The 24,622-nt window shown below is 69.7% G+C and carries 17 protein-coding genes and 2 pseudogenes; 11 read left to right on the plus strand and 8 right to left on the minus strand.

Going from position 1 to position 24,622, the window contains the following annotated elements:
- Positions 1-43: 43 nt before the first annotated feature.
- Positions 44-1,033 (minus strand): quinone oxidoreductase family protein, encoded by a 990-nt coding sequence (locus ACQEXA_RS49555; RefSeq protein WP_432923621.1) that lies wholly within the window; start codon positions 1,031-1,033, stop codon positions 44-46.
- A 181-nt stretch (positions 1,034-1,214) separates the two neighbouring features.
- On the opposite strand from ACQEXA_RS49555, the gene ACQEXA_RS49560 reads away from it, so the two are divergent.
- The 3 genes from ACQEXA_RS49560 to gap all read left to right on the plus strand — a co-directional run bounded on the left by ACQEXA_RS49560 (position 1,215) and on the right by gap (position 4,230).
- On the plus strand, positions 1,215-1,844 hold the full coding sequence (locus tag ACQEXA_RS49560) for a TetR/AcrR family transcriptional regulator (protein ID WP_432923619.1): 630 nt from the start codon (positions 1,215-1,217) through the stop codon (positions 1,842-1,844).
- Between the two features lie 225 nt (positions 1,845-2,069).
- On the plus strand, positions 2,070-3,023 hold the full coding sequence (locus tag ACQEXA_RS49565; protein ID WP_432923617.1) for a GlxA family transcriptional regulator: 954 nt from the start codon (positions 2,070-2,072) through the stop codon (positions 3,021-3,023).
- Between the two features lie 208 nt (positions 3,024-3,231).
- A complete protein-coding gene (gene gap, locus ACQEXA_RS49570) occupies positions 3,232-4,230 on the plus strand; it encodes a type I glyceraldehyde-3-phosphate dehydrogenase (protein WP_432923615.1) in 999 nt (332 codons plus the stop codon).
- Positions 4,231-4,309: 79 nt separating this feature from the next.
- On the opposite strand, the gene ACQEXA_RS49575 is transcribed toward gap, so the two are convergent.
- Positions 4,310-4,720, minus strand: a complete 411-nt coding sequence (locus ACQEXA_RS49575) for a VOC family protein (protein WP_432923613.1) — start codon at positions 4,718-4,720, stop codon at positions 4,310-4,312.
- Positions 4,721-5,279: 559 nt separating this feature from the next.
- On the opposite strand from ACQEXA_RS49575, the gene ACQEXA_RS49580 reads away from it, so the two are divergent.
- Entirely contained in the window at positions 5,280-7,346 is a 2,067-nt protein-coding gene (locus ACQEXA_RS49580) for a phosphocholine-specific phospholipase C (protein WP_433134773.1), read from the plus strand.
- 386 nt (positions 7,347-7,732) lie between these two features.
- The gene (locus ACQEXA_RS49585; RefSeq protein ID WP_433133161.1) at positions 7,733-11,131 is read left to right on the plus strand and encodes a phosphodiester glycosidase family protein; all 3,399 of its coding nucleotides are present in this window, start codon (positions 7,733-7,735) and stop codon (positions 11,129-11,131) included.
- Between the two features lie 117 nt (positions 11,132-11,248).
- Here the strand turns inward: ACQEXA_RS49585 and ACQEXA_RS49590 are convergent, their stop codons facing one another.
- Positions 11,249-11,650, minus strand: coding sequence for a (R)-mandelonitrile lyase (locus ACQEXA_RS49590; RefSeq protein WP_432923610.1), 402 nt, complete (start codon positions 11,648-11,650; stop codon positions 11,249-11,251).
- A 205-nt stretch (positions 11,651-11,855) separates the two neighbouring features.
- Here ACQEXA_RS49590 and ACQEXA_RS49595 point away from each other — a divergent pair.
- Positions 11,856-11,918, plus strand: a pseudogene (locus ACQEXA_RS49595) (hypothetical protein); the annotation flags it as partial.
- Between the two features lie 205 nt (positions 11,919-12,123).
- Here ACQEXA_RS49595 and ACQEXA_RS49600 read toward each other — a convergent pair.
- Positions 12,124-12,921, minus strand: a complete 798-nt coding sequence (locus ACQEXA_RS49600; protein ID WP_433133163.1) for an SAM-dependent methyltransferase — start codon at positions 12,919-12,921, stop codon at positions 12,124-12,126.
- 216 nt (positions 12,922-13,137) lie between these two features.
- Between ACQEXA_RS49600 and ACQEXA_RS49605 the strand changes: the two genes are divergently transcribed.
- Together ACQEXA_RS49605 and ACQEXA_RS49610 are read left to right on the plus strand one after the other, a co-directional pair.
- Positions 13,138-14,655: a hypothetical protein gene (locus tag ACQEXA_RS49605; protein ID WP_433133165.1), complete on the plus strand. Its 1,518-nt coding sequence runs from the start codon at positions 13,138-13,140 to the stop codon at positions 14,653-14,655.
- 119 nt (positions 14,656-14,774) lie between these two features.
- Positions 14,775-15,296, plus strand: coding sequence for a hypothetical protein (locus ACQEXA_RS49610; protein WP_433134775.1), 522 nt, complete (start codon positions 14,775-14,777; stop codon positions 15,294-15,296).
- Here ACQEXA_RS49610 and ACQEXA_RS49615 read toward each other — a convergent pair.
- The 4 genes from ACQEXA_RS49615 to ACQEXA_RS49630 all read right to left on the minus strand — a co-directional run bounded on the left by ACQEXA_RS49615 (position 15,293) and on the right by ACQEXA_RS49630 (position 21,995).
- Positions 15,293-18,766: a phosphodiester glycosidase family protein gene (locus ACQEXA_RS49615; protein ID WP_433133167.1), complete on the minus strand. Its 3,474-nt coding sequence runs from the start codon at positions 18,764-18,766 to the stop codon at positions 15,293-15,295. The two genes, ACQEXA_RS49610 and ACQEXA_RS49615, sit on opposite strands and share 4 nt — an antisense overlap.
- Before the next feature lie 189 nt (positions 18,767-18,955).
- Complete coding sequence (locus ACQEXA_RS49620; protein WP_433133169.1) at positions 18,956-19,948, minus strand: LLM class flavin-dependent oxidoreductase; 993 nt, start codon at positions 19,946-19,948, stop codon at positions 18,956-18,958.
- 437 nt (positions 19,949-20,385) lie between these two features.
- The gene (locus ACQEXA_RS49625; RefSeq protein ID WP_433133171.1) at positions 20,386-21,738 is read right to left on the minus strand and encodes an APC family permease; all 1,353 of its coding nucleotides are present in this window, start codon (positions 21,736-21,738) and stop codon (positions 20,386-20,388) included.
- Positions 21,735-21,995: a hypothetical protein gene (locus tag ACQEXA_RS49630; protein WP_432923600.1), complete on the minus strand. Its 261-nt coding sequence runs from the start codon at positions 21,993-21,995 to the stop codon at positions 21,735-21,737. Before ACQEXA_RS49630 ends, ACQEXA_RS49625 begins: the two co-directional genes overlap by 4 nt.
- 108 nt (positions 21,996-22,103) lie before the next feature.
- Here ACQEXA_RS49630 and ACQEXA_RS49635 point away from each other — a divergent pair, with 108 nt between their 5' ends.
- From ACQEXA_RS49635 to ACQEXA_RS49645, 3 genes and pseudogenes are all read left to right on the plus strand, one after another.
- Positions 22,104-23,093 (plus strand): helix-turn-helix transcriptional regulator, encoded by a 990-nt coding sequence (locus ACQEXA_RS49635; protein ID WP_433133173.1) that lies wholly within the window; start codon positions 22,104-22,106, stop codon positions 23,091-23,093.
- A 473-nt stretch (positions 23,094-23,566) separates the two neighbouring features.
- Positions 23,567-23,947: pseudogene (locus ACQEXA_RS49640) on the plus strand (helix-turn-helix domain-containing protein); the annotation flags it as partial.
- A complete protein-coding gene (locus ACQEXA_RS49645) occupies positions 23,845-24,618 on the plus strand; it encodes an IS630 family transposase (protein WP_432921848.1) in 774 nt (257 codons plus the stop codon). The pseudogene ACQEXA_RS49640 and the gene ACQEXA_RS49645, both read left to right, overlap by 103 nt.
- Positions 24,619-24,622 lie beyond the last annotated feature (4 nt).

The following is a 24,622-nucleotide window of genomic DNA, read 5'->3' on the forward strand; positions in this document are numbered from 1 at the left end:
TGTGCCCGGATTGCCGGCCCAGGAGAGACGGCGAAGCGATGTACTAGAGGCTGAGGAGCACTCGGCCGAAGGGTCCGCCCTCTATGAGGTGGCGCTGGGCCTCGGCGGCCTGTTCGAGGGGGAAGACGCGGTCGACAAGGGGAGTGATCTCTTTGCGGGCGACCAGGTCCAGCAGCAGTGCGTTGGTCCTGTTGATCTGTTCCTGGGTGAACATGGCGAACTGGAATCCGCGTACGCTTGCCGCCTTCCAGATCAGGTCGGTGACGTTGATGTCGGCCTGAATGCCGGCGGAGTAGCCGATGCTGACCAGTGTTCCGCCCCTGGCGAGAGCGCCCAGTGCCTGACCGGTGATCGGCCCGGCTACACCGTCGAGTACGACGTCCACGCCCTTGTCGCCGGTGAGCCGGGCGACACCCTCGCGCAGCGATTCGCGGGTGAGGTCGATGACCTCGTATCCCGCCGCGCGGCTCAGCTCGGCCTTGGCCGTGGTGGTGGCGGTGGTGATCGCGAGGGACGCGCCGAGGTGCCGGGCGATCTCGACGCCGCCCTGGCCCACCGCGCCGCCGCTTCCGGGGGCGAGCACGGTACCGCCCGGCTGGAATCCGGCCAGTTCGGTGAGTGCGAGATAGGCGGTGAGGTAGCCGGCGCCCGCGGACAGCGCCGCCACGCTGGTGTCGTCGATGTCGTCGGGAATGGCCAGCAGGTGGGCCGGGTCGACCGCGATGTATTCGGCCCAGGTGCCGTCGAGGGCGATGCCGTACCGGCCGCCGCTGATCATCACACGGCTGCCCGCAGCGGGCCCGGAGGCTCCGGGCACCTCGACCGTTCCCACGCCGATGGTTCCGGGCGTGACCGGGAACGGCTTGACCGCACCGGGGGGCAGCTTGCCCCAGCGCACGGTGTTGTCCAGGGGGTGGGTGCCGGCCAGCGTCAGCCGCACCAGAGCCTGGCCGTTGTCGGGAACGGGCTTGGGGATGTCGACCGCGCGCAGTACGTCGTAGTCGCCGAACTGGTCGTATTGGATCGCTCGCATCGTGAAGCCCTTCGGTCATATCTGTCATGGTTCGGCGATTCGCTTCGGTGCGTGGTGGCGCCTCGACCCGAGGCGGTGTCATGGCGCGCCGAGGGCACAGCCCGCTCGAAGTAAAGCGATCGCTTTCCTTCGACGCTAGTGGAGCCGGAGCTCAAAGTAAAGTGAGTGTTATACTTATGCCGTGGAGACAGAGAGCACGCCGGTGACGCGGCGCCGTGGCGGCCGCGGGGCGCGCGAGCGGATCCTGCAGGCGGCTGCGAAGCTCTTTTACGAAGAGGGCATTCACGCCACAGGCGTCGCGCGCCTGGTGGAGACCGCAGAGGTGTCCACCCGGACCTTCTACCAGCACTTCCCGACCAAGACGGCCCTGGTGGAGGAGTACCTGCGCGGCTATGAGGCCGGGCTGGCGCGCCGGATCGAGCAGAAGCTGACCGGCGAGGGACTCACCCCCAAAGAGCAGCTGCTGACTCTGTTCACCATGGTCGCCGAGACGGCGTCGGGGACTTCGGGGGGAGCGGAGACCCGCGGCTGCCCCCTCCACAACGCGGCCGTCGAAGCCGCGGGGCACATGCCCGATGTGCGGGAACTGGTCCAGAACAACAAGCAGGGCGTCGTCCAGCAGCTCACCGACCTCGCCGCCCGCGCGGGTGCAGCCGACCCGGAGCAGTTGGGCCGACATCTGGCCGTCCTCCTCGAGGGTGCCACCGCTCTGTCGACGTCTCTGGACAGCCGCGGCCCGCGCAATGACGCGCTCGAGGTCGCCCGCGTACTGGTCGATCACGCCGTACCCGAAACGCAGCCCGCCTCCTGAGACGGTGATCCGCCCAGTTCGGTGAGGAGCGGTCTTCCCCGGCGGCGACGGCTGTGCACAAGCGCGCAGAGCAAGAGGCGACCCGCGCGGCACCGGGAGCAGCGGCCCGCCGACGTCCGAGAACTGACGGTGACTCCGGGCCTCCACCGGCCGGTGGCAGGATGTTTGCGGCAGCCGTCATTGACGCCACGGGTGCGAGCGACTGCCTGTTCCAATGCGGGGAGAATGCCGATGAGCCGGAAGAACCACCACGTTGCCGTGCTCGTGCTCGAGGGCGCGAAGCCGCTCGACGTCGGCATCCCCGCGCAGGTGTTCTCCAGCCGGCCGAGCATGCCCTACGAGGTGCGCGTGTGCGGCGCCGCCCCCGGACTGGTGACCGGCGGTGACGGTCTCTCGTATCACGTGGCCGAGGGACTCGAGGCCTTCGAGCACGCCGACACCATCTTCATCCCCGGCTACCGGGAGCCGGCGACGACAGAACCGCCGGCAGCGGTCGTCGGGGCGCTCATGGCCGCCCATGAGCGCGGGGCACGACTCGCGGCCATCTCCACGGGGGCCTTCGCGCTGGCGGCCACCGGCTTGCTCAACGGCAAACGAGCGACGACCCATTGGCACTACACGAAGGCGCTGGCCGAAAGGCATCCGCTCGTACAGGTCGACGAGAACGTGCTGTTCGTGGACGAGGGCGATGTGCTCACGTCGGCCGGAGCGGCGTCCGGTATCGACCTCTGCCTGCATCTGGTGCGCCGCGACCACGGTGTCGGGCTCTCCAACCATGTGGCGAGACGGCTGGTGGCGGCGCCCTATCGCAGCGGGGGACAGGCTCAGTACGTGCCGCGGAGCGTGCCCGAGCCGCTCGGCGACCTCTTCGCGAGCACACGTGAGTGGGCTCTGTCGCATCTCGCCGAACCCCTGACCCTCGAGATGCTCGCCCGCAACGCTCGGGTGTCCACGCGCACTTTCTCGAGACGGTTCGTTGAGGACACGGGCTACACGCCGATGCAGTGGGTGCTCCGGGCGCGGGTGGACCTGGCGCGGGAGCTGCTTGAACGTACCGATCTGGGCGTGGAGCAGATCGCCGACCGCGTCGGGCTCGGCACCGGGGCGAACCTGCGTCTGCACTTCCAGCGCATTCTCGGCACTTCCCCGACCGAGTACCGGCACACCTTTTCGGCCTGAGCTCCCCGAGCGTGCCGGTGCTGTATGAACCACGGCACCGGCCGGTACTGACGTATCGGTCCCGTCAAAGGGGCAGAGGCACGGCTGGCGAGATCCTTGCGGACCATGGCCAAAGTTCTGGCGGCATCCTTGCGCATGGTGTCATTCAGGCCACTGTCGGCCTGGGAGCCGGATGTCGATCATGGAGAGCGGAACGAAAGGAGTCCCCATGACCCGCATCGCCGTCAACGGGTTCGGCCGCATCGGACGCAACACCCTCCGCGCCCTGCTCGACCGAGGCAGCGACCTCGAGGTGGTCGCCATCAACGACCTCACCGCCCCGGAGACCCTCGCGCACCTGCTCAAGTACGACAGCTCGCTCGGACGCCTCGCCCACTCCGTCGAGGTCGACGGAAGCGAGCTCGTGATCGACGGCCGCCGTATCCAGGTGCTCGCCGAACGCGAGCCCGCCAACCTGCCGTGGGCCGAACTCGGCGTCGCCATCGTGCTCGAGTCCACCGGCCGCTTCACCGCGGCGGACGCCGCCCGCGCACACATCCGCGCCGGCGCCGAACGCGTGCTGGTGAGCGCCCCTTCCGACGGCGCCGACGTCACGCTCGCCTACGGGGTGAACACCGATGTCTACGACCCCGCCGAGCACGTGGTCGTCTCGAATGCCTCGTGCACCACGAACGCGCTGGCTCCGCTGGCATCCGTGCTGGACGATCTGGCCGGCATCGAGCACGGCTTCATGACCACGGTGCACGCCTACACGCAGGAGCAGAACCTGCAGGACGGCCCCCACCGCGATCTGCGTCGCGCCCGGGCCGCCGGCGTGAACATCGTGCCCACCACCACCGGGGCGGCCAAGGCCATCGGCCTGGTTCTGCCGAACCTCCACGGCAGGCTTTCCGGCGACTCGATCCGCGTGCCGGTCCCGGTCGGTTCGATCGTGGAGCTGAACACCACGGTCGCACGTGAAGTCACCCGCGACGATGTGCTCGCGGCCTACCGGGCCGCCGCCGACGGGAAGCTCAAGGGCATCCTCGAGTACGCCGACGAGCCGCTGGTCTCCAGTGACATCACCGGCCGGCCGGCGTCCTCCGTCTTCGACGCCGCCCTCACCCGTGTCGACGGCAAGCACGTCAAGGTGGTGGCCTGGTACGACAACGAGTGGGGTTTCTCGAACCGCGTCGTCGACACGCTCGAACTGCTCGCGCGCGACTGACGCGCAGGACCGAATGGTGCGTCCTGCACAGCCGGAGGGCCGGGCGCCGGTGTACGCCCGGCCGACTCCGGGGCCCGGTTCAGCCCCGCGGCTGGGCGACGTTGACCATCCAGGCGATACCGAAGCGGTCCGTGCACATGCCGAACACGTCGCCCCACATCTGCTTGTCCAGCGGGACGGACACCGAGCCGCCCTCGGACAGCTTCTCCCAGTAGCCGCGCAGTTCGGCCTCGTCGTCGCCGCTGAGGCTCACCGAGAAGGTGTTCCCGGGGTTGTGCTCAGTCGTCGGAGTGTCGGCTCCCATGAGGGTGTAGCCGCTGGGGGTCTCGAGCATGCCGTGCATGATCTTGTCGGCCATGGGCGGGTCCTGGTGACCGGACTCGCCGTAGGTGTTGAGCGCCAGGGTGCCGCCGAACACCTCCTTGTAGAACTCCAGCGCCTGCCGGGCGTCGCCGGCGAACATGAGATACGGGTTGAGACGCGAGGCCATGATTCCTCCCGGAGAGGGACAAGCGGTCAGTTGCGCGCACAGTAGCGCGGGGCACTGACAACGGCCCGCCGAGAACGTGTCCGACCTCCGAAGTGTCGGTTCGAAGCCACTTCGTGACGAATCCTGGCTGATCGCCCCCCGACCGGTGGACCCCCCTGTGCCCTGGCAGAAATGGATGGCGTCGGCTGTGACACCGGCGAGGAACCCGTGGAAATCGGGCGAGTTCGCCCCCTGGGCAGCAGGTCGGCGCGAAACGCTGGCCTTGCGTCATCGAACTCGCCGCAGCGCGGCAGGAGTCAGGTCCGCCGAAGGCTCATGGGCAGCGCGGTGAACCGCGCCCGGCGGCTCCCGTCGTCGTACAGCCCGCCACGCCCGGCAGCCCCTCTCGGGCGGGCGGGTCATTCGTTTCCGGACACCCTGCATCTCGAATCGATAACGAGTCTGGTCCAACGGATTTGAAAGGTTCATGCTCACGTCGGCCGGGCCTCGATCCTCGGCCATGCGACGCCCCGACAGTAACGCCGCCCTCATCTCCTCTCATCGCACTTCGGAGGTCCATGTGTCACCGCTCGACCGCCGTACTTTCCTCAGAGGAGCAGCCGTTGTCGGTACTGCTCTGGGCCTGGATGCGCTTCCCGCGGGGGAGCACGGAGCTGCGTCGGCCGCGTCCGGGTCGATCACCGATGTGAAGCATGTGGTGATCCTGATGCAGGAGAACCGCAGCTTCGACCACTACTTCGGTGCGCTCAAGGGTGTGCGCGGCTTCGCCGACCGCAGCACCGTCATGCTGCCGGGCGGTTACTCGGTCTTCAACCAGCCTTCAGGATCGGGTCGCCAGTACCCCTGGCCGATGAGCGCCACGTCCCCCTGGCTGGGCGTCGACGGCGAACGGCTCGCCCAGTGCGACGGCTCGCTCGACCACGGCTGGTCCTCGCAGCACCAGGCGTGGAACAACGGCAAGATGGACAGCTGGGTCTCCGCCAAAGGCACCAACCGGACCATGGGCTTCCTCAAGCGCGGTGACATCCCCTTCCACTACGCCCTCGCCGACGCCTACACGATCTGCGACGCCTACCACTGCTCGATCCTGAGCGCGACCGGCCCCAACCGCACCTATCTGTGGGGCGGCATGATCGACCCCAACGGCACCGCCGGCGGTCCAGCCTACGACGGGGCGGACGAGTCCGGCCTGAAGTGGCAGACCTACGCGGAGGCGCTGCAGAACGCCGGCGTGAGCTGGAAGGTCTACCAGAACGCGAGCGACAACTTCGGCGACAACGGGCTCGCGTACTTCTCCGTGTTCGACAACGCCTCCGCCGGCAATCCGCTGTACGACCGGGGCATGGCCTCGGTGCCCCGGACCACCGGGTCGACCCCGGACGACATCGCCGCCGCCATCCGGCACGACGTGCAAAGCGGCACCCTTCCCCAAGTCTCCTGGATCGTCGCCAACCAGGGCTTCTCGGAGCACCCCTCGGCGCCGCCGAACGACGGCGCGCACTTCATCAACCTGGTGATGCAGGCGCTCAACGCCGACCCGGCCGTCTTCAACTCCACCGTCCTGTTCATCAACTACGACGAGAACGACGGCTTCTTCGACCATGTGCCGCCGCCGGTCCCGCCGACCGGAACCCCGGACGAGTTCGTCAACGGCACGCCGACCGGGCTCGGCTTCCGGGTGCCCATGTTCGTGGTCTCGCCCTGGAGCCGCGGTGGCTGGGTCAGCTCCCAGGTCACCGACCACACGTCGGTCATCCAGTTCATGGAGACCTGGACCACGGCGCTCGGCACCCCCACCCGCTGTTCGAGCATCAGCGCCTGGCGTCGCAAGGTCACCGGCGACCTGACCAGCGCCTTCGACTTCACCGCACCCGTCTACGGGATGCCGTCCCTGCCCTCCACCAGTGCGGTCATCGGCCAGATCAACTGCTATCTGCTGCCGAACCCCTCCGCCAACACCAACGCGCTGCCCGCGCAGGAGCCGGGCACCAAGCCGGCCCGTGCCCTGCCGTACCAGCCGAACGCCTACATCAGCCGGTTCGACTACAACGCGAACGGCCAGATCCTGGCCTGGATCGACATGGCGAACCAGGGCGTCCAGGCCGCCGAGGCGGTCCACTTCTCGGCCTACGCCAACGCGTACCGCAGCGGCGGCCCCTGGCAGTACACGGTGGACCCCTGCAACGCCGCCACGCGCACGGACGGCGTCGTGGAGGACTACTTCAACGTCGGCAGCGGCTACGGCAACGGGCTCTACGACCTGAGCGTCGTCGGCCCCAACCGCTTCCTGCGCCGCTTCACCGGCAACGCGCTCGGCCCGGCCAAGGACATCGAGGTCGGCTGCTACTACGCCACCGCCCCGACCACCGGCAAGCAGGCGGTCTGGTTCCGCATGACCAACCAGTCGGCTGCCGACGTGACCTTCACCATCAAGTCGAACAACTACCGCAGTGACGGTCCCTGGACCTACCAGGTGACCGCCGGACAGTTCACGGACGACTTCTTCAACGCCGTCGCCTACACGAGCGGTTGGTACGACTTCACCGTCACGGTCAGCGCCGACAGCTCCTTCTCGCGGCGCTTCGTGGGCCACATCGAAACGGGCGCTGCCAGCATCACCGGCTGAGCCACCGGTCCGCACCTCACGCCGGGTGAGGTGCGGACCGGAACACAGTGCCGCGGCAGGCGGCCACCGGCGGCACCCAACCGCCTCAGACGCCGGACGAGCACGGGGGACGCCTGCGCTTTGCCCGAGACATCCAGGTCATGACGCCCCCCCGGTATGCGCGGTGTGCGAAAGGCCGAGGTTAACGCGACTTGACCGAATCCTCCGGGGGATCACATCTGATGCTCATCTGCGTCACCCCGAACGGATACCCGTGATCCCCCGGGCTGGTGTGCGGTGGAGGGGCGTGCCGGTGACCCACCTGCACGTATGTCCGTAAGGAAAAAACACACGCAATGAGAATTCACGCAAAGAGACCTGCGGGAACGGGGATTCGCCGAACCGCAGTGGCGACCGCGGCGGCGCTGGTGCTCGGCGGTGCTGTGGCGGGAGCCGGCACCGCTTTCGGCTCGGCCGATGACACGGCCGCCGACAGCCCTGCGGCGCACCAGAGCTGGCTTCCGGACACGCCGGAGAACTGGCCGCTGGTCGTGGACTACACCCGGACGCGGCCCGAGACCGTCACCCGCGGCCTGAAGCACTACAGCGAGACGTACGACACCGTCGGCGGCCGCCAGCACATCCAGGTGCTGCAGGCCGACCTCGGCGACCGGAACCTCCGGGTCGGCATGGTCGAGGCCGGTGACACCATCACCAACCCGGCGGACGAGACCCCGTCGTCGATGGCCCACCGCACCCACGCGGTGGCGGGCGTCAACGGCGACTACTTCGAGATCCACGCCAGCGGCCGCCCCCTCGGCGGCATCATGACCAACGGGCACCTGCTGAAGAGCCCCAAGCCGGGCTTCGAATCCCAGCTGGGCGTCAAGCCCGACGGCACCATGGTGATGGGCCCGGAGACCTTCTCCGGCACGGTCTCCACCGGCTCCGCGACCCACGAGCTCACCTCGGTGAACACCGTGAACGACGTGGCGACCGGCGGCATCACCGAGGTCACCCCCGACCTCGGCGAGACCCCGGGCCCGTCCAAGTCCTCCACCCTGGTGCTCGGCCACGCCACCGACGGCGGCTTCGTGGTCGACAGTGTGCGGACCGGCGTCACCACCGTGCCCCGGCTCTCCGCCGACCAGCTCGGTCTCCTCGGCGCCGGCGCCGGTGGGCAGTGGCTCTCCGACAATCAGCACGCGGGCGACAAGGTGGCGATCGCCACCCAGCTTTCGCCCGACAACGATGTCACCCAGCTGATCAGCGGTGTCGACACATTGGTGAAGGACGGCAAGGTCTACAAGGACCCGACCGGCACCCCGCCGAGCGGCGCCAACCCGGAGACCGCCGTCGGCATCACCCAGGACGGCAAGCACGCCATCGTCGTCGCCATCGACGGCCACGGCGGCGCCTCCACCGCCTTCGGTGTGACGCCGGAGCAGGCCGCGGGCTACATGGTCGCCCACGGCGCCTACACCGCGATGCTGTTCGACGGCGGCGGCTCCACCGGCATGGTCAGCCGCGCCCCCGGCGCCGACCGGGCCGAGGTCGTCAACACGCCGTCCGACCTGCCCGGCAACACCGAGCGCCCGGTCGCCAACGGCATCTTCTTCTACTCCACCGCCGAGGAGGCCGGACCGGCCGTCAAGGTCGTGGTGAACGGCGGCAAGACGGTCACCACCGTCGCCGGCGGTTCCATCCCGCTCCCGGTGTACTCCGTCGACCGGTTCGCCAACCCTTCGGCCGGCCAGGTCGACGTCCGGATCGAGCCCTCGAACCTCGCCACGTACGAGGACGGCAAGCTCACCCCGCAGCGCAGCGGCACGGGCCGGATCATCGCCACCAACGGCGAGGTGACCACCTCCGAGAAGCTCGAGGTCGTCAGCAAGCTGGACTCCCTCACGGTCTCGCCCGACAAGGCCGACCTCAACAACGGCGCCACCCAGCAGCTCGCCCTCTCCGGCAGCGTCAAGGGGGGCGGCGATGTGCAGATCCCCGCTGAGGCGGCCACCTGGAAGGTCACCCCGGACAACCTGGGCTCGGTCGACGCGCATGGCCTGTTCACCGCGGACGCCGACAAGGGCGGTCTCGCCGAGGTGAGCGCGCAGGTCGCCGGCGCCACCGCGACGACGTCGATCGCCGTGGGTAGCGTCAGCAAGGTCATCGACCCGATGACGAGTCTCGACGTCTGGCGGCTGAGCAACAACACCACCGGCAAGCCCGCCACCCTCAACGCCGACGCCGGCGTCGTCCCGCCGGGCTCCACCGACTCCGGATCGCTGCGGCTCGACTACTCGATGCCCGCCGGCTCCGGCGTCAAGCAGCTGGTGCTCTCGCCGCGTACCACCCTGAAGACCGACACGAACAACGGTCAGGTCCCCACCGCCATCGGCGTGTGGATCAAGGGTGACGGCAACGGCATCGAGCTCGCCGAGAAGTACATCGGCGTCAACGGCACGTCCACGACGCTCTACCCGACATACGTCACCTGGAAGGACTGGCACCTGGCGGTCGCGCAGCTGCCGGCGGGTATGCAGTTCCCGCTGACCATCAGCTTCATCGACTTCCTGGCGATCAGCCCGAGCACCGCTTACAGCGGCTCGCTCAACGTCGCGGGTCTGCAGGCCCTGTACTCGCCGCGGCCGGTCACGGCGCCCGAGTACCACGCGATCCCGCAGAACCCGAAGTGGCTGTCCTTCGAGGAGGACTCCGCCGACTTCGCCAAGCAGGGCACCACCCTGCTGGCCGGTGACGACGCGCACATGCTCGCCGGCGACCCGGGCTCGGTCAGCAGCAACGTGATGGACTCCATCGCCAAGCGGCTGCCCACCCTCACCCCGCAGGCGAAGCCGGACGCCGCCCAGTTCCTCGGCGACATGTCCGACGACGGCAAGCTGGCCGACCTGCAGTACGCCAAGTCCAAGATGGACGCCCTCGGCATTCCCGAGCGCGACATCGTCGGCAATCACGAGATCACTCAGGGCGCCGACTCGGAGAACGGCAACTACAGCAACACCTTCGGTGACACCCACTACGCCTACACGCAGGGCCAGGCGCAGATGATCGTCACCGACAACTCGCACGGCAGCCTGCAGTCCTCGGACCCGTTCCAGAACCCCGAAGGCGTGCAGTACCCGTGGCTGGTCCAGCAGTTGACGGACGCCACCGCCAAGGACGTGCTGGTCATCACCCACATGCCCGCGTACGACCCGCACCCGGCCGCGAACAGCCAGTTCACGGACCGCTGGGAGGCGCGGATGTACCTGCGGCTGGTGCAGCGCTTCCAGCAGACGCACCCGAAGCAGCACGTGATCATGATGTACGGCCACGCCCGCGGCTTCGCCGAGCAGATCCTCAACCCCGAGGGCCAGAGCGTGACCACCGAGGAGGGCGGCATCCCGCAGTTCACCTTCGCCGACCTCGGTATGCCGGCCTACGCCCCGGCCGACCAGGGTGGCATCTACCACTTCGGTCTGATCCGCATCGGTGACGACGGTGACCTGCAGTACAGCGTCGAGCCCGCGCTCGCGTCGATCACCGTCAAGGGCCCCAAGGACCCGATCGCCCACGGCGACCACGTCACCCTGACCGCGACCGGCGACCAGATCGCCGGCGACAACATCGCACCGCTCACCATCCCGATCGCGGACCCCGCGTCCCACGTCTGGACCTCGAGCAACACCAAGGTCGCCACGGTGGACCCGCTCACCGGCGCCCTGACCGCCCACCGCTCCGGCACCGCCACCGTCTCGGTGACCTCCGGCGGCGTCACGGGCAGCACCCAGGTCGTCGTTCAGTGACCTGACCCATGACGGCGGGGTGCCCGAGCAGTCTCGGGCACCCCGCCGGCGTTCTCCGGCTCCCGCCTTCCTCATGCGGTCCGCCCGGCGCGGTGCCGGGCCGACTGTCCGGACCGGTCAGGCGCGGGTGCTGCGGCGCAGGCCGCCGTACTCGCTGTCGGTGACGTGTTCCAGCCAGTCGACCTCGTCGGTCTCCCACAGGGCGATGTGCGTCATGAAGCGGTCGGGGGCGGCGCCGTGCCAGTGCTCCTCGCCCGCCGGGGTCCAGATCACGTCTCCTGGATGCGCTTCGACGATGTCGCCGCCGCGGGACTGGACCAGGGCGATGCCCTCCACGACATAGAGGGTCTGACCGAGGCCGTGGGAGTGCCAGGCGGTGCGGGCGCCGGGAGCGAAGTGGACCGAGTTGACCCGGACGCGGGAGGGTTCCTCGCCGCGGTGGATGACATCGGCCCAGGCGTCCCCTGTGAACCAGTTCCCGGGCAGCTTGGCGGTCGCCTGCTTCTTCAGCAGTTCCATGGTGTGTCTTCTCCGTGCTCGTACGTGCCGTGCGGTCCAGAATGGACGCGCGGTGATCGGGTGCCGCGGATGGACCGGGCCGGTCGCCCGGGTCAGGTGGCGGGGCTCTCCGTGTCCTCGACGAGGCTCCTCAGCTGGGTGACGGCGGTCATGGCGGTGGGCCGGCCGGCGTAGAAGGCCAGGTGGGTCAGCGCCTCGGCGAGCTCCCGTCGTCGGCGACCTCACCCTCGCCTTCGACGCCATGCAGCTGCCCGCGGAACCCTCACTGAGCCTGACGGTCATGAGCGCGGAACCGGGCTCTTCCGACGCAGACGCCCTCGAACTGCTGGCCAGTTGGGCTGCCGCGGAGGGGATGCTGCCCGTAGACGTCCTGGACCGGCCCGCCAGATGACGTCCGCGATCCCGTGCGGACACAGGGCGTGGGGTGGCGGAGTCGGCTGCCGGGCGGCCGCACGCTGAGGCGGCCTACGAGGTCAGCCCGTCTTGCGGGCGACACCTCCGTAGAACCCGATCTCGCCTGATCTGGCCGGCGGGGGAGTGTCCGGTTGCCAGAACGGGACCTGGACCAGGCCGGGTTCGACGAGTTCGAAGCCGTCGAAGAGTCCCTCGACCTCGGTGTGGGACCGCAGATTCAGCGTGGCGCTGGCCCTGTTGTAGACGGTTTGGGCCTTGCTGCGATCGGCGAAGTCACCCGTGGCGTGCGACAGCACCAGGAAGCTGCCCGCCGGCAGCGAGTCGCGCAGGGTGGCGACGACCTGCCCGGGCTTCTCCGTGTCGGTGAGGAAGTGGAGGACGGCGACGAGGAGCAGGGCGACCGGTTCCCCGAAGTCGATCACTCGGCGGACGTCGGGATGGTCCACGACGGCCTGCGGATCGCGCAGGTCGGCGAGTACAGTGCTGGTCGTGCCGGAGTGGCCGAGCAGCGCGTCGGCGTGGGCCTTCACGATCGGATCGTTGTCGACGTAGGCGACGCGCGTGTCGGGCGCCACTTCCTGGGCGACCTCGTGCACGTTCGGAGAGGTGGGCAGCCCGGTGCCGATGTCGAGGATCTGGCGGACGCCGTTGCCGACCACGTGGCGGACTGCGCGTCGGAGGAAGGCGCGGTTGGCCCGCATGCCGATCCGCACCTCAGGCGCCGCGGCGGCGAGTTCGTCGCCGGCCAGCCGGTCCACCTCGTAGTGGTCCTTGCCACCCAGCAGATAGTCGTAGATCCGCGCGGGGTGCGGCCTGGTGGTGTCGATGTCCTCAGCCCGCAGGCCGTTCTCTCCCACGCCGCGCCCCTCCCGACGACCGCCACGGCACCTGGCGATCGACAGCATCCCACATCAACTCGGTAGCGGGTGCAGGCATTTCGTAGAGACCGAAGTCTTGTCGTGGCACGGGGCGTTGTCAGTGGGGTTCTGTAGCTTGGCGTTGGTTGCCGTGCTGGTCAAGCGGCGGACAGGTGACGGCGTCCGGCATGGGGCGAAGAAGGAGGTGGAGCATCGGTGACCGCAGAACTGTGTGAGACCGCGGCCTGCTTCGATGCTGCTCCTGCTCGTCGATACCGGGGAAGGAACAAGGGGAAGCGCTGGACGCGAGGCGCGGACATCGAGCTTGCGGTGATCCGTCTGCCGCTGGATGTCCACGATCCCGGCATCCGGCACCGGACCGAGGGTCTGTTCTGGGCGATGCGGTCCGTCAAACGCGCACTGCAGCGTGATGGGCGGGATGCCGTCGACGCGTACTGGGCTGGCGATGTCCGCCGCGAGAGGGACGCGAAAGTCTGGCGGCTTCAGCTGGGTCTGTCCCGGGAAGGGATGGAACGCCGCGCCTACCGGCACATGGAAAACTCCAGGCACCTCGCCCATCACGTCACCAAAGCACTGGTGATGCACCAGGCCGACGAGGTCTTCGAGACTTCCGTGAGCCGGCATCTGCTCCCGGACTCTTCCGGCCGCAGGCACGGCCGGCCCCGCGCGGGCCGGTGGTGGGACTACACCCGCATCCCAGGCCGCGCCCGCTCCCACACCATCTCGCGGAAGTGGGAGACCTTCCGGCTGCACGGCACCCTGGCCGGGCACCTGGACACCTACCGCAACCGCAACCTCGACCATACGGTCACCACCCCGGAGCAGGCTGCCGCGCTTTCTGCAGGGACCGGGGTGCTCGAGCAGCCTCGGCACCTGCCTGCTCCTATGCGCCCTACGGGACGTATTCAGACGGGCGAGGTGACGGCGAAGGACACGACGAAGACGCGGGCCGCGACGTGGTGGGACCACACCGGGCCTTTGGTCGTCGTGTTCACCGGCGGCGCCGGTTCACGTCGTGGTGACCTGGTCCTGTCCGTCCGGCTGCCCTCGGGTTCGGGTCGCTGGCCGCGCCTGGTGCACTTCCTGACCAATCCCGGTACCTGGCACAAGATCGACCTCGTGCGCCGCCGCGACACCTCAGCGCCGGGCGGGTGGGCCTACGAAGCCCACCTGATGGTCCTGACCGGCGGCTACGCGTCCCCCGCCACGAAGGCCCGGCGTGCGGCGGCGGCCGCACTCGAGCGGGTCGGTGGCATCGACGGCAACGTCTCCAACCTCTCCATCGTCTCCTTCCCCACACCTTCGACCCCGCCGACGGCGACGTCGAAACAACCCGCATCGAGCCAAGCGACGCGGAGCTTGCCGCGCTGGCGAAAGCCCGCCGCAAGGACCGCGGCCGCAGGCGCGCCCTGGACCGCTCCCGCCGAGCGTCCAACCCCGGCCAGTACCGGCCATCGAAACGCCAACAGGCCCGGGCCGAAAGGCGCCAGGCCGCGGGCCTTCCCCAACGGATCGTCGAAACGCCCGGCGGGGCAAGGGCAGCGAACAAGGCTGGGGTGCCCAAGCAGCCCTACCGGCGCGACAGCCTGTCAGCCGGCTTCCGGCTCGACCGGGCTCGCCTTGCCGAAGCCGCGGCCACGCAGGCTGCGGCAAAAGACCACCGCGCCCGCCGCATCGCCGAAGAGATCACCGCCGAGCACGGCGCGAACCTGATCGTCGAGGACTGCGATATCCGCACCTGGTACCGCAGGTGGGGCAAAGCACTGCAGGCCACCACACCCGGACGGCTCATCACCGCTCTTGGCCGGGAATGCGAGAAGACCGGCGGGCGGATGCTCCGGGCCTCCACCTTCACCACCACACTCTCCCAGGCCTGCTTCTGCGGCGAAAAGGTCGTTAAAACCCTCGCCGACCGCATCCACCACTGCCCCGCCTGCGGGCTGACCGGCGACCGAGACAAGGTCTCCGCCGCCCTCTGCGCCCACGTCCACCTCACCGACCCCGACCGCCCAAGCACCGCGCGCCTGGACAGAGTCCAGGCGCGCCACACACAGATCGTGTTCCATGAAGGGCTGCAAGAAGCCCTGTCGAGTCAACCGCAGCGCGGTGCCCGCCCCAGCCGGGGCCGCACCCACGCGGCAGCCCACAAGCCGGATGCTTCCCGCCACGGGCCTCTGCTCGACAAAACACCACCACCCGGTACCGGACTTACCCCGAATGAGACCCGACCCGCCAACGAGCGGCACAAGGCCCACGTCGGAACAGCCGGCTGCACGGAGCCGGCACGCCACCCAGGCATGCCAGCCCCGCACAGACATCGGGCGGACATCACAGCATTACGTGATGGCTCTTAGGCGAGCGTGACGGTCGCCGAGGCCGTCTGGCCGCCCGAGGTGACCGTGAGGGTGATCGTCCCGGGCCGCACCGCGGTCAGCGTGCCGGACGTCAGGTCGAGCACGGCCAGGGTCCTCGGCCTCCCCTCGGCGCGCTTCGCCTCGGACGCCGAGTCCACGACGACGAGCCCGGAGTCGCCGCCCCAGGTGACCGTCGCGGGGAAGCGCAGCGGGAACCTGAGGCCGAATTCGCTCGTGATGCCCGTCGCGGAGACCGTCGCCGAGTGGCCCACCGCGACCTGGTCGGGGGCCGACAGCTCGATCTTGTCGATCAGCGGCCGGCTCTCCGCCTGCAGCCAGTCCCGGGTTTCCGGGCTGGGCTGCCCGGCCTTCACCCGAGCGGGCCGCCGGTCGACTCCGACGTGCATCCAGCCGAAGAACCCGCCCTGGTCGGGCGAGCTGTACGGCGTCTTGCCCACAGCCGGAGTGGTGACCTCGAGCACACCGTCGGCGCGGGTCACCGACGCGGTGTGCGCGTGACCGGTGAACAGCGAGATCGGCTTGCCGGAGTTCTCCCGGAAGTCCGCCAGCCAGCGCTTGAGGAGGTCCGCCTCGAGCTGGTCGGACAGCTGTGAGGCCGCGGCGCCGGACGGGTCGTGCAGGGGGTGGTGGAACGAGACCACGACGCCGGTGACCGAGGAGTCCTTCGCCGCCTTCGCCAACTCGGACTGCAGCAGCGGAACCTGGTCCCAGTCCGACGTCCGCATGTCGCCGGTGTGGGAGTCCAGCAGGATGAAGCGGGTGCCCTTGTGGTCGAAGACCATCCGGTTGGGACGGCCGGTCGCGGTGAGGAACGCCTCGAGCCCGCCGGTCTCCGACAGGCCGGCCTCGTGGTTGCCCGGCGTCCAGTACACGGGCAGGTCGCTCGGTACGTGGTCGCGCAGCAGTCCGTTGGCGAGCTCGAAGTCGGCGGGGGTGTTGTTGTCGACGAAGTCGCCGTTGATGAGGATGAAGTCGGGCTTGCCAGCCACGGCCTGGTCCAGCGCGATGGCGGCCTGCCGCCCCGAGAAGGAGTTCAGGCCGGCGGCCGCGCTGATGTGGAGGTCGGACAGGACGGCGAACGTCCACCGGTCCTCAGGAACGCCGCCCTGCTCGACCACGTAGGGATCCGGCTGCGGCGGCTCACTGGTGTCGGCCTGCTGCCCGACCTGCGCGGCGAGCGCGTCGAACTCCAGTTGGCCGGCGTTCTTGTTGGTCTGCGACGTCTCGGCGATGTAGACACGCTGCAGCGTGATGGGCTCCGAGAAGCCGGCGGGTATGTCGCCGACGACCCGGCGCCAGCCCGTCCAGTCGACGGTGAGAGCGAAGGTGAACGGCACGTTGGTGGTGCCCTGCGAGGACATCATGGCGCGCAGCCAGTGCTTCTGGCCGTCGCCGTTGACCCACAGCGCGAGCTTCTTCGCCCCGGTGGGCAGCGTGATCGGACCGGCGCCGGCCACCGCGTAGGCCGCAGAGGTGCTGGACTGCCCGGTGAAGTCGTAGGTGAGCCGCAGGGCGTGGTTGTCCGCGGCGGCGCCGGGTCGGTCCGGGGCAGCGACGAAGGCGACCGACGCGGTACCCCGGGCGGAGGCCGCCGTCCAGCGTTCGGCTGGCTCGAACTCGGCCAGCGAGACATCGATCAGACCCACCGTCACCGGAAGCTTGGCCGTCACCCCCTCCACCGTCGCCGTGAGGGTCACCGCCTTGCCGCCCGCGTCCGAACCGCCGGTGATGGCGAGGCTTCCGTCGGACTCGGCCGTCACCGTGATCACGGACTTGTCGTAGTCGAGCGTCACATCGCGCGGTGCCACCGGTGCGTCGAATCCGTCGGCGTCGTACCCGGTGAGCCTGACGTGCGCCGTCGCGTCCGGGTCGATGGTGATCGCACGCTGGGTGAAGGCCAACCGGTGCAGATCGCCGACGACGCGCAGCTCGTGCTCGCCGTCCGCGGAGCCGGAACGGGCGCGCAGCGTCCCGGATCCCGGCCGCTTGGCGCGGAAGACGCCGTCTCGTGCCCTGCCGAGTGAGCCCGGCTCGGCCGTCCACTTGACCGGCTGCTTGTCGACCGCGACGGGGGCCCACGTCTCGTCGTAACCGGCGACCGCAACGTCCAGGGTGAGGCCGGGAACCACACGGTCGGCCTGGGGGCGTACGTCCAGTCCCCGCAGGGTGCCCGAGCCCTGCGGCGCGAACAGGCCGACGCCGTTCGGCACCGGCCGCTCGTTCCCGTCCGACGGAGTGTTGATGACTCCCGCCCCGGCGTCGCCGGGTCGTCGGGCGACCAGTTCGGTGGAGCCGCCGCCGTCGAGCATGAATGCCTCGGTGGCGCCGAGGCGCACCATGAGCTTGGCCATGTCGTCGAAGCTGAGGCCGGGGGAGAAGTTCGCCGAGCCGTCGACCGCGACCAGCAGAAGCCTGTGCCCGCCGTCCAGCCAGCCGATGGCCGTGCGGGGCTTGGGCGCGTCGTTGCCCGTGCTGGGCGGAAAGTCGATCGCGGCACCGTTGCGGACCAGCACCGACCCGCTGCCGAGCGCCATGCGCAGCTGGGCGGTCGTGTCGCTCTGCGGCTTGAACCCTACGGTGACGGTGTCACCCGGCCGGGCGGTGGCCAGCTGGCCGGAGGCGGCGCCGCGACCGAGGACGATCAGACCGCCGTCCGGTACGGCCGTATCGGTGATCTTGCTGTTGACCGCGGTGACCTTGCCGCTCACGATGACGAGTTCGGTGTAGGGACCCGCATCGTGGATGAGCGTGCGGTCGCCCGGCCCCCACAGCGGGGTGAACACGGCGATGCCGTCGGCCGGCACGGTGGACGAGTTGAGCGCGGCGAGCGGCCGCTGGGTGCCGGCCACGGTGACCGTACCGGTGAGCATGAGATCGGCGAGCCGGGCGACCCGGTCCGCGCCGATCGCCGCGACGGTCGACGACTGGTTCGTGCCCTTGCGGAGCTCGCCGCTCTTGATCTCCGGCCCCTCGGCCGTGTTGGTCTCGGTGATGTTGAAGTAGTCACCGTTGACGGCGGCGACCGCATGCTGGGCGCCGGCCGCCTGCGACAGCGCCCGTGCCTCGCTCACCTTGTCGGCGATCAGGTCCACGCCGACCGACCCGTCGGCCAGGTCGGCGTTGAGTACATGGACCCGCATCCAGCCGGTACGGCCGAAGGTGTCGAAGGAGGTCAGGACGATCCCGGGTGCCACGGGGCAGTCCACCCGATCGGCCTCGACCGACTCCCCGGGTACGGTCGTCTGGTACGTCGGAACTGTGTATCCGAATCGCTTGTTCGACGCCGCGACGGGGGAGGCGGGGGTGTCCCCGAGCTGCCCGGGTCTGCTCTCCTGGGCGGTACTGGCGGTTGCGACGCCGCTGCCGGTCGCGGCGAGCCCGGCGGCGACAGCGCCGACGATGAGCCCGCGTCGCGTCATGCCTGCGGCGCTGTTGTGACGGTTGTCCATGATCCGAGACGCTATTCACGCCGGTGAACGGCGAGATGAACGACGAGGTATGGCTGGACGTCGTCTTGGAATGCGCCCACGCCTGGGCAACAGGAACCTGTCAAGGCCGCTCGGGCATTCTTCGGCGCGGCCACCAGGCGGGCCTACGCGTTGCCGTAGGCGGTCCACCCGGCGTCGATCCCCTTTGCCTCAGCCGGAACCGTGGCCGGACGCAGCAAATTCCGGGATGACCTCAGCGGCCAGCCGTTCGAGGTGTTCGGCGGGGTCGAAAAGCGGCGTGAACAAGATGAGTTCCGCGCCGGCAGCGACGACGTCACGCAACTGGCGTGCACATTCCCCTGGCGTTCCCGCGATCGCGGCGGCCTCGATGTCAGGTGACTGCTTCATGTAGAGCGCGGCCAGCGCAGCGTTGATCCGGTTGCGGGCCCGCTGCGCATCGTCGTCCAGCGCGATGTAGATACGCTTGGCGATACGGAAGTCATCCGTCGGCCTGCCGGACTCGGCCAGTGCCTGCCGTACGATCTCGATCTGATCGGCGAACTTCGCCGTCTGGACCTGTCCCGCACCGAAGAAGCCGCTGAACAGGCCACTCGTCACGGCGCGTCGCAACGCGATGCGCCCGCTCCCGCCGAACCACACCGGTGGGGAGGGCTTCTGGAACGGTTTCGGTTCCATGCCGGCGTCGGTCAACTGCCAGAACTCGCCGGAGAAGTCGACCCGGTCGTCGCGCCACAGCCGGGTCATCAGCTCGACGCCCTCCCAGAAGCGCGCGACGTAACGCTCCTGGTCGACACCGAAAGCCGCGAACGGCCGCTGCTTGCCGCCCGTACCGAAGCCGACCTCGATCCTGCCTCGGCTGATCTGGTCCAGCGAACTGATGCTCTTGGCCAAGTGCACCGGACTGTGCAGCGTGGACACGAAGACCACGCATCCGAGACGCAGCCGCTCCGTGCAGGCAGCGGCGTAGGTCATGGTCTCCATCGGTCCGAGCTGCGGACTGAAACCCAGTGTCTGTTCCTGCGTCCAGGCGCTGTCGAAGCCCAACTGCTCGACCCGTGTGAGATAGGTGCGGAACGCGGCGGGATCGAACTCACCATCCGCGTGGAACTGTGGGATCGAGATCGCGAATTGCACAGGCACAACGTTATTTCTCGTCAGCGGCGGCGCGCCGTAGCGCCACACCGCTCGTCGGCGCGGCCGCATGCGCCCTGTTCCACCCGCGTACCGCTCCAGGTGGCGGTCTCCAGGGGAGAGGTGTGCCGGCGCGGCGGCCATGCGGTGCGGCCCGACCGGCCCCTCGGCTGTCCTCAGCGCCCGTCTGAAGACGCTTGTGTCGGCCGGGTGCTGGAGGCCCGCACCTACCAGGAGCCGGGCAGCCGCCCCCGCGACGCCTACGACCTCACCGCCGCCGGCCGCGACCTCGATCTCGTCCTTGCAGACTTGCAGCTATGGGGAGACACGCACATGCCGCGCCCGGCAGGCCCCTCCGCTCTGCGCCGCACCCGCTCCACCGGGCAGCCCCTCGATGTCGCCTTCGTCAACGACCAAGGCGACGTCGTTCCGCCCCGACGTCGCCTTCCTCGTCGACACCCCTGCCGCTCCGCAGCGCGCCCACCTGATCAGCGCTCGCCGGGAACGTCACCCGTCTGCCGCGGGGTCACGCGTCCCTGTCCTGGTTTTCCCGCCTTGCGGCCGTCGGCACGGGCGCGTCGGCGCAGGTAACACAGCGCGCTCACAGTGAGGACCAGCGGCCAGAGCAGGTACCAGCCGGTCATGACGAGGAGCGCGGAGACTGCGACGAGGGCAAGGAAGGCGGCGCGGCGGGCGAGGCTGCCGCGCGGCAGGAGCCGTAGGGCCGCGGCCGTGCCCAACGCGTACACGGTGACGAACGATCCGGTCGTGAGAAGCACGAGTGGGCTGGGGCCGACGCCTGCGGCCGTCGTGGTGACGAGAGCGAGGCCGGACAGCGCAGTGACGACGGCCAGGCTGCGTCGTGGCACCTCGCCGACGCTGCTGCCTCGGGCCAGCCAGTCCGGCAGCGCGCCGTCACGGCCGAGCGCTGCACCGAGTCTGGCGGCGCCGGCGAAATAGGCGTTCATCGTGCCGAGGGTCAGCAGGACTGCGGCGGCAGCGGCGAGGACCCGGACGGTGCCACCGATGCCGAGGGCGAGCAGTTCGGCGAGCGGGGCGTCCGTCGTGCCGGCGGCCGGGCCGAGCACCATCACGCCGGCGGTGGCGACCGCGAGGTAGAGAACGCCGACGACCACGACCGCGATGCCGGTGGCTCGGGGCAGGTCCCGCGCCGGATGGCGGAAGTCCCCGGCGAGGTGGGTGATCGCCTCCCAGCCTGCGAAGCTCCAGACCAACAAGGCCGCCGCCGGACCGATGGCCAGCCAGCCGTGTGGCGCGAACGGCCGCAGGTTGGCGACGTGGGCGTGAGGCAGTGCCGCAAGCACGGCGGTCAGCAACAGCGTGACGAGGAGCACGGCGAGTACGAGCTGCAGTCGGCCGGAGACGGTCACACCGAACCAGTTGGCCGTGGCGACCACGATCACCAGTGCCACCGCCGTTGCCGTCGTCGTCCGCTGACCGCCACCAAGGGCGCTCGTCACGTACGCGCCGGCGAACATGCCCGCCGCCGGAGCCCCCGCCGGTACGGCGAAGTAGAAGCACCAGCCGACCGCAGCCGCGGCCCGTGCCCCGAAGGCATGCCGTACGTAGGTGGAGACTCCGCCGCCGTCCGGGTATCGCGCGCCCAGGGCCGAGAACGTGGCGGCGAGGGGCACCGACATCAGTACGAGCGTCAGCCAGGCCAGCAAAGACGCCGGCCCGGCAGCCCGAGCGGCCAGCGCGGGGAGAGCGATCACGCCCGTACCGAGGACGGCGCCGATGTACAGCGCGGCTCCCTGCCAGACGGTCAGCCGCCCGACCGGCTGAGCCGAGACTTCGCGCGTGGCCAGTCCGTCGGTCATGCCGCAACCTGACTGTTGCGGCGGAAGCCCACCAGCCCGAGCGTCAGGCCGGTGACTCCCTTGGTGGGTATGGCGATCTCGCCGAACGCGGCGGCCGCGTCGAACAGGGCGCCGTGACACGGCGCGGTGCCCTGAAACTCATCCCACGCAGTGCTTCCAGTCAACGGCGCGGCGAGCGGCCGGTTCGTGACACCGCGGGTGCCCACGGGGAAGCCGGGGTCACCGGTGCCGGTTCTGCGACTGAACGAGGAGTGCATGCGTCCTTGCCCTCTGCTGTCTCTCGTGTGCTGAATGTGCGGTCCAGCGGGAAACCTAGCCCGACATCCCTGACACCTGGTGTCAGGGGAGTGCGGCAGACTCGCCTCATGCGTGCGAGCCGATTGCTGTCCGTCCTGTTGCTGCTCCAGGACCGCGGGCGCATGACCGCCCAGCAACTGGCCGACGAGCTGGAGGTGTCCGTCCGCACCGTGTACCGGGACATGGAGGCGCTCGCCGCGGCCGGAGTCCCGCTCTACGCCGACCCAGGGCACGACGGCGGCTACCGGCTGGTGCATGGGTACCGGACACGGCTGACCGGACTGACGCACGAAGAGGCGGAGGCGCTCTCCCTCGCGGGACTGCCCGGGCCGGCCGCCGACCTCGGCCTGGGCAGTGTGCTCGCCACCGCCCAGCTCAAGCTGATGGCCGCGCTGCCCAACGAACTGCGCGACCGGACCGGCGTGTTGCGGCAGCGGTTCCATTTGGACACCGCCGGCTGGTACGCCCGAACGGAGCCCACCCCTCACCTGGCTGCCGTGGTCGACGCGGTATGGCACCAGCAGCGCATCCGGATCCGCTACCGCCGCTGGAAAGCTCCCCAGGAGGTGACCCGGACGCTGGAGCCCTACGGGCTGGTGCTCAAAGCCGGCCGCTGGTACCTGGCGGCAAGCCATTCGGATTCCGTCCGCACCTACCGCATCTCCCAGATCCTGCGGATCCGGATACTGGAGGACCACTTCGACCGGCCCCACGACTTCGACCTGGCCGCGCACTGGGGGTCGTATCTCGAGGAGTTCGACGCACGCCGCTACCAGGGCGAAGCAGTGGTGCGGTTGTCACCGCACATCATGGAACAGCTGCCCGACTTCATGGAACCGGCGGTGGTGCGCGCGGCCCACGACACCGCCGGACCACCACGTCCCGACGGTCGAGTTCAGGTCGTCATCCCGATCGAGTCCGTGGAGCACGCCGCGGGCATGCTGCTGCGCCTCGGCACGGAGGCCGAGGTCCTGGCCCCCACAGAGCTGAGGGCACTGATCGCAAAGACCGTTGCCGCGCTGGCCCACATCTACGGAGCATCGGCCGGCCCGGCATGACAGGCGGGACCGGAGGCGGCCCCCCATCGCCGGCAGACCGGGTCCCCCACGGGGCGGCGGCGCGGACAGGGGGCCGTACCCGAAGCCAGTGGCGGTGTCGGATGGTTCGCGTCGCAGGCTCCTGGCGCGCTTGGCGCAAGGACCCGCGACGACCGGGAAGCTGGCCGAACTGCTGCCCATCAGCCGTCCGGGCCGTCTCCCAGCACCTGAAGATCCTTCAAAGCGCGGATCTTGTCCACACCACGCTCGTGGGCCGGAACCGATGCCACGCACTCAATCCGCAGCCCCTCCGCACGTCATCGCCCACTGGGCGACAGACGTGGCAGCCCGGCACGATAAGGCCCCCGGCTCTGCGTACCGGACAGAACCCTTACTGATTTCGGCGTTTTGAGGTCAGGCTGGGGCTGGTCCTGTTGGCGTCCTCCGGATGCGGCGGTAGACCGGGAGGTATGAGGTACGCAGACGGTGGCGGGATGAACGCCAAAGAGCGTGCACGGCGTGAGGCAGTACGCCTGCGGGCGTCCGAGCTGTTCGCGGCCGGGGCCGGCGTCCCGGAGGTGGCCCGGCAGCTGCGGGTGTCGCCGAAGTCGGTCTACCAGTGGCGGCGGAACTGGGCCGCCAGCGGCCCGGCGGCCCTGGCCTCCACCGGGCCGGGCGGGCAGCGGTGCAAACTCGGCCCGGCCCTGCGCGGGAAGCTGGCCGCCATGCTGGAGCAGGGCCCGGCCGCGCACGGCTGGGATGAGGACCAGGTGTGGACCGGTGCCCGGGTGGCGACCCTGATCGGCCGGAAGTTCCACGTCTCTTACAGCGTCTCGGGGGCGACCCGGCTGATGCGCCGACTCGGCTTCACCCCGCAGAAGCCCGCCCGGCGGGCTGCCGAGCGCGACGAGGCAGCGGTGACCGCCTGGAAGGAAGGCGCCTGGCCGGAGGTAAAAGGACACAGGCGGCCACCGGCGGCTGGATCTGCTTCGAGGACGAGGCCGGTCAGCGTCAGCGGCCGCCCACCGGGCGCACCTGGGGCCGGCGGGGCCGCACCCCGGTGGTGACGGTGTCCGGCCGCCGGTCGGGCCGCATCTCCATCGCGGGCCTGATCGCACTGCGGCCCGGTTCCCGGACCCGACTGTGCTACCGGATCCGCGTCCATCACGGCCGCAGGGGCGAGCGGCGCAGCCTGTCGGAGACCGACTACATGCGGCTGGTCGATGGCGCCCACCAACTGCTGCGGGCGCCGATCGTGCTGGTCTGGGACCGGCTCAGCACCCATGTCTCGAAGGCGATGCAGCAACTGGTGGCCGCCCGCCCGTGGCTGACCGTCTTCTTCCTGCCCACGTACGCACCGGAGTTGAACCCGGTAGAGGGTGTGTGGTCGCAGTGCAAGCGCAGTCTGGCCAACCTCGCCGCCGGTACGGTCGACCGGCTGGAATCCCTGGTCCGCAATCGGCTCAAGAGCCTGCAGTACCGCCCCGCAACACTCAACGGCTTCATGACCGAGACCGGACTCCAACTCGACTCACCACCGCCCTGACCTC

The organism is Streptomyces sp. CA-106110, from assembly GCF_050936285.1.
Lineage (GTDB): Bacteria > Actinomycetota > Actinomycetes > Streptomycetales > Streptomycetaceae > Streptomyces.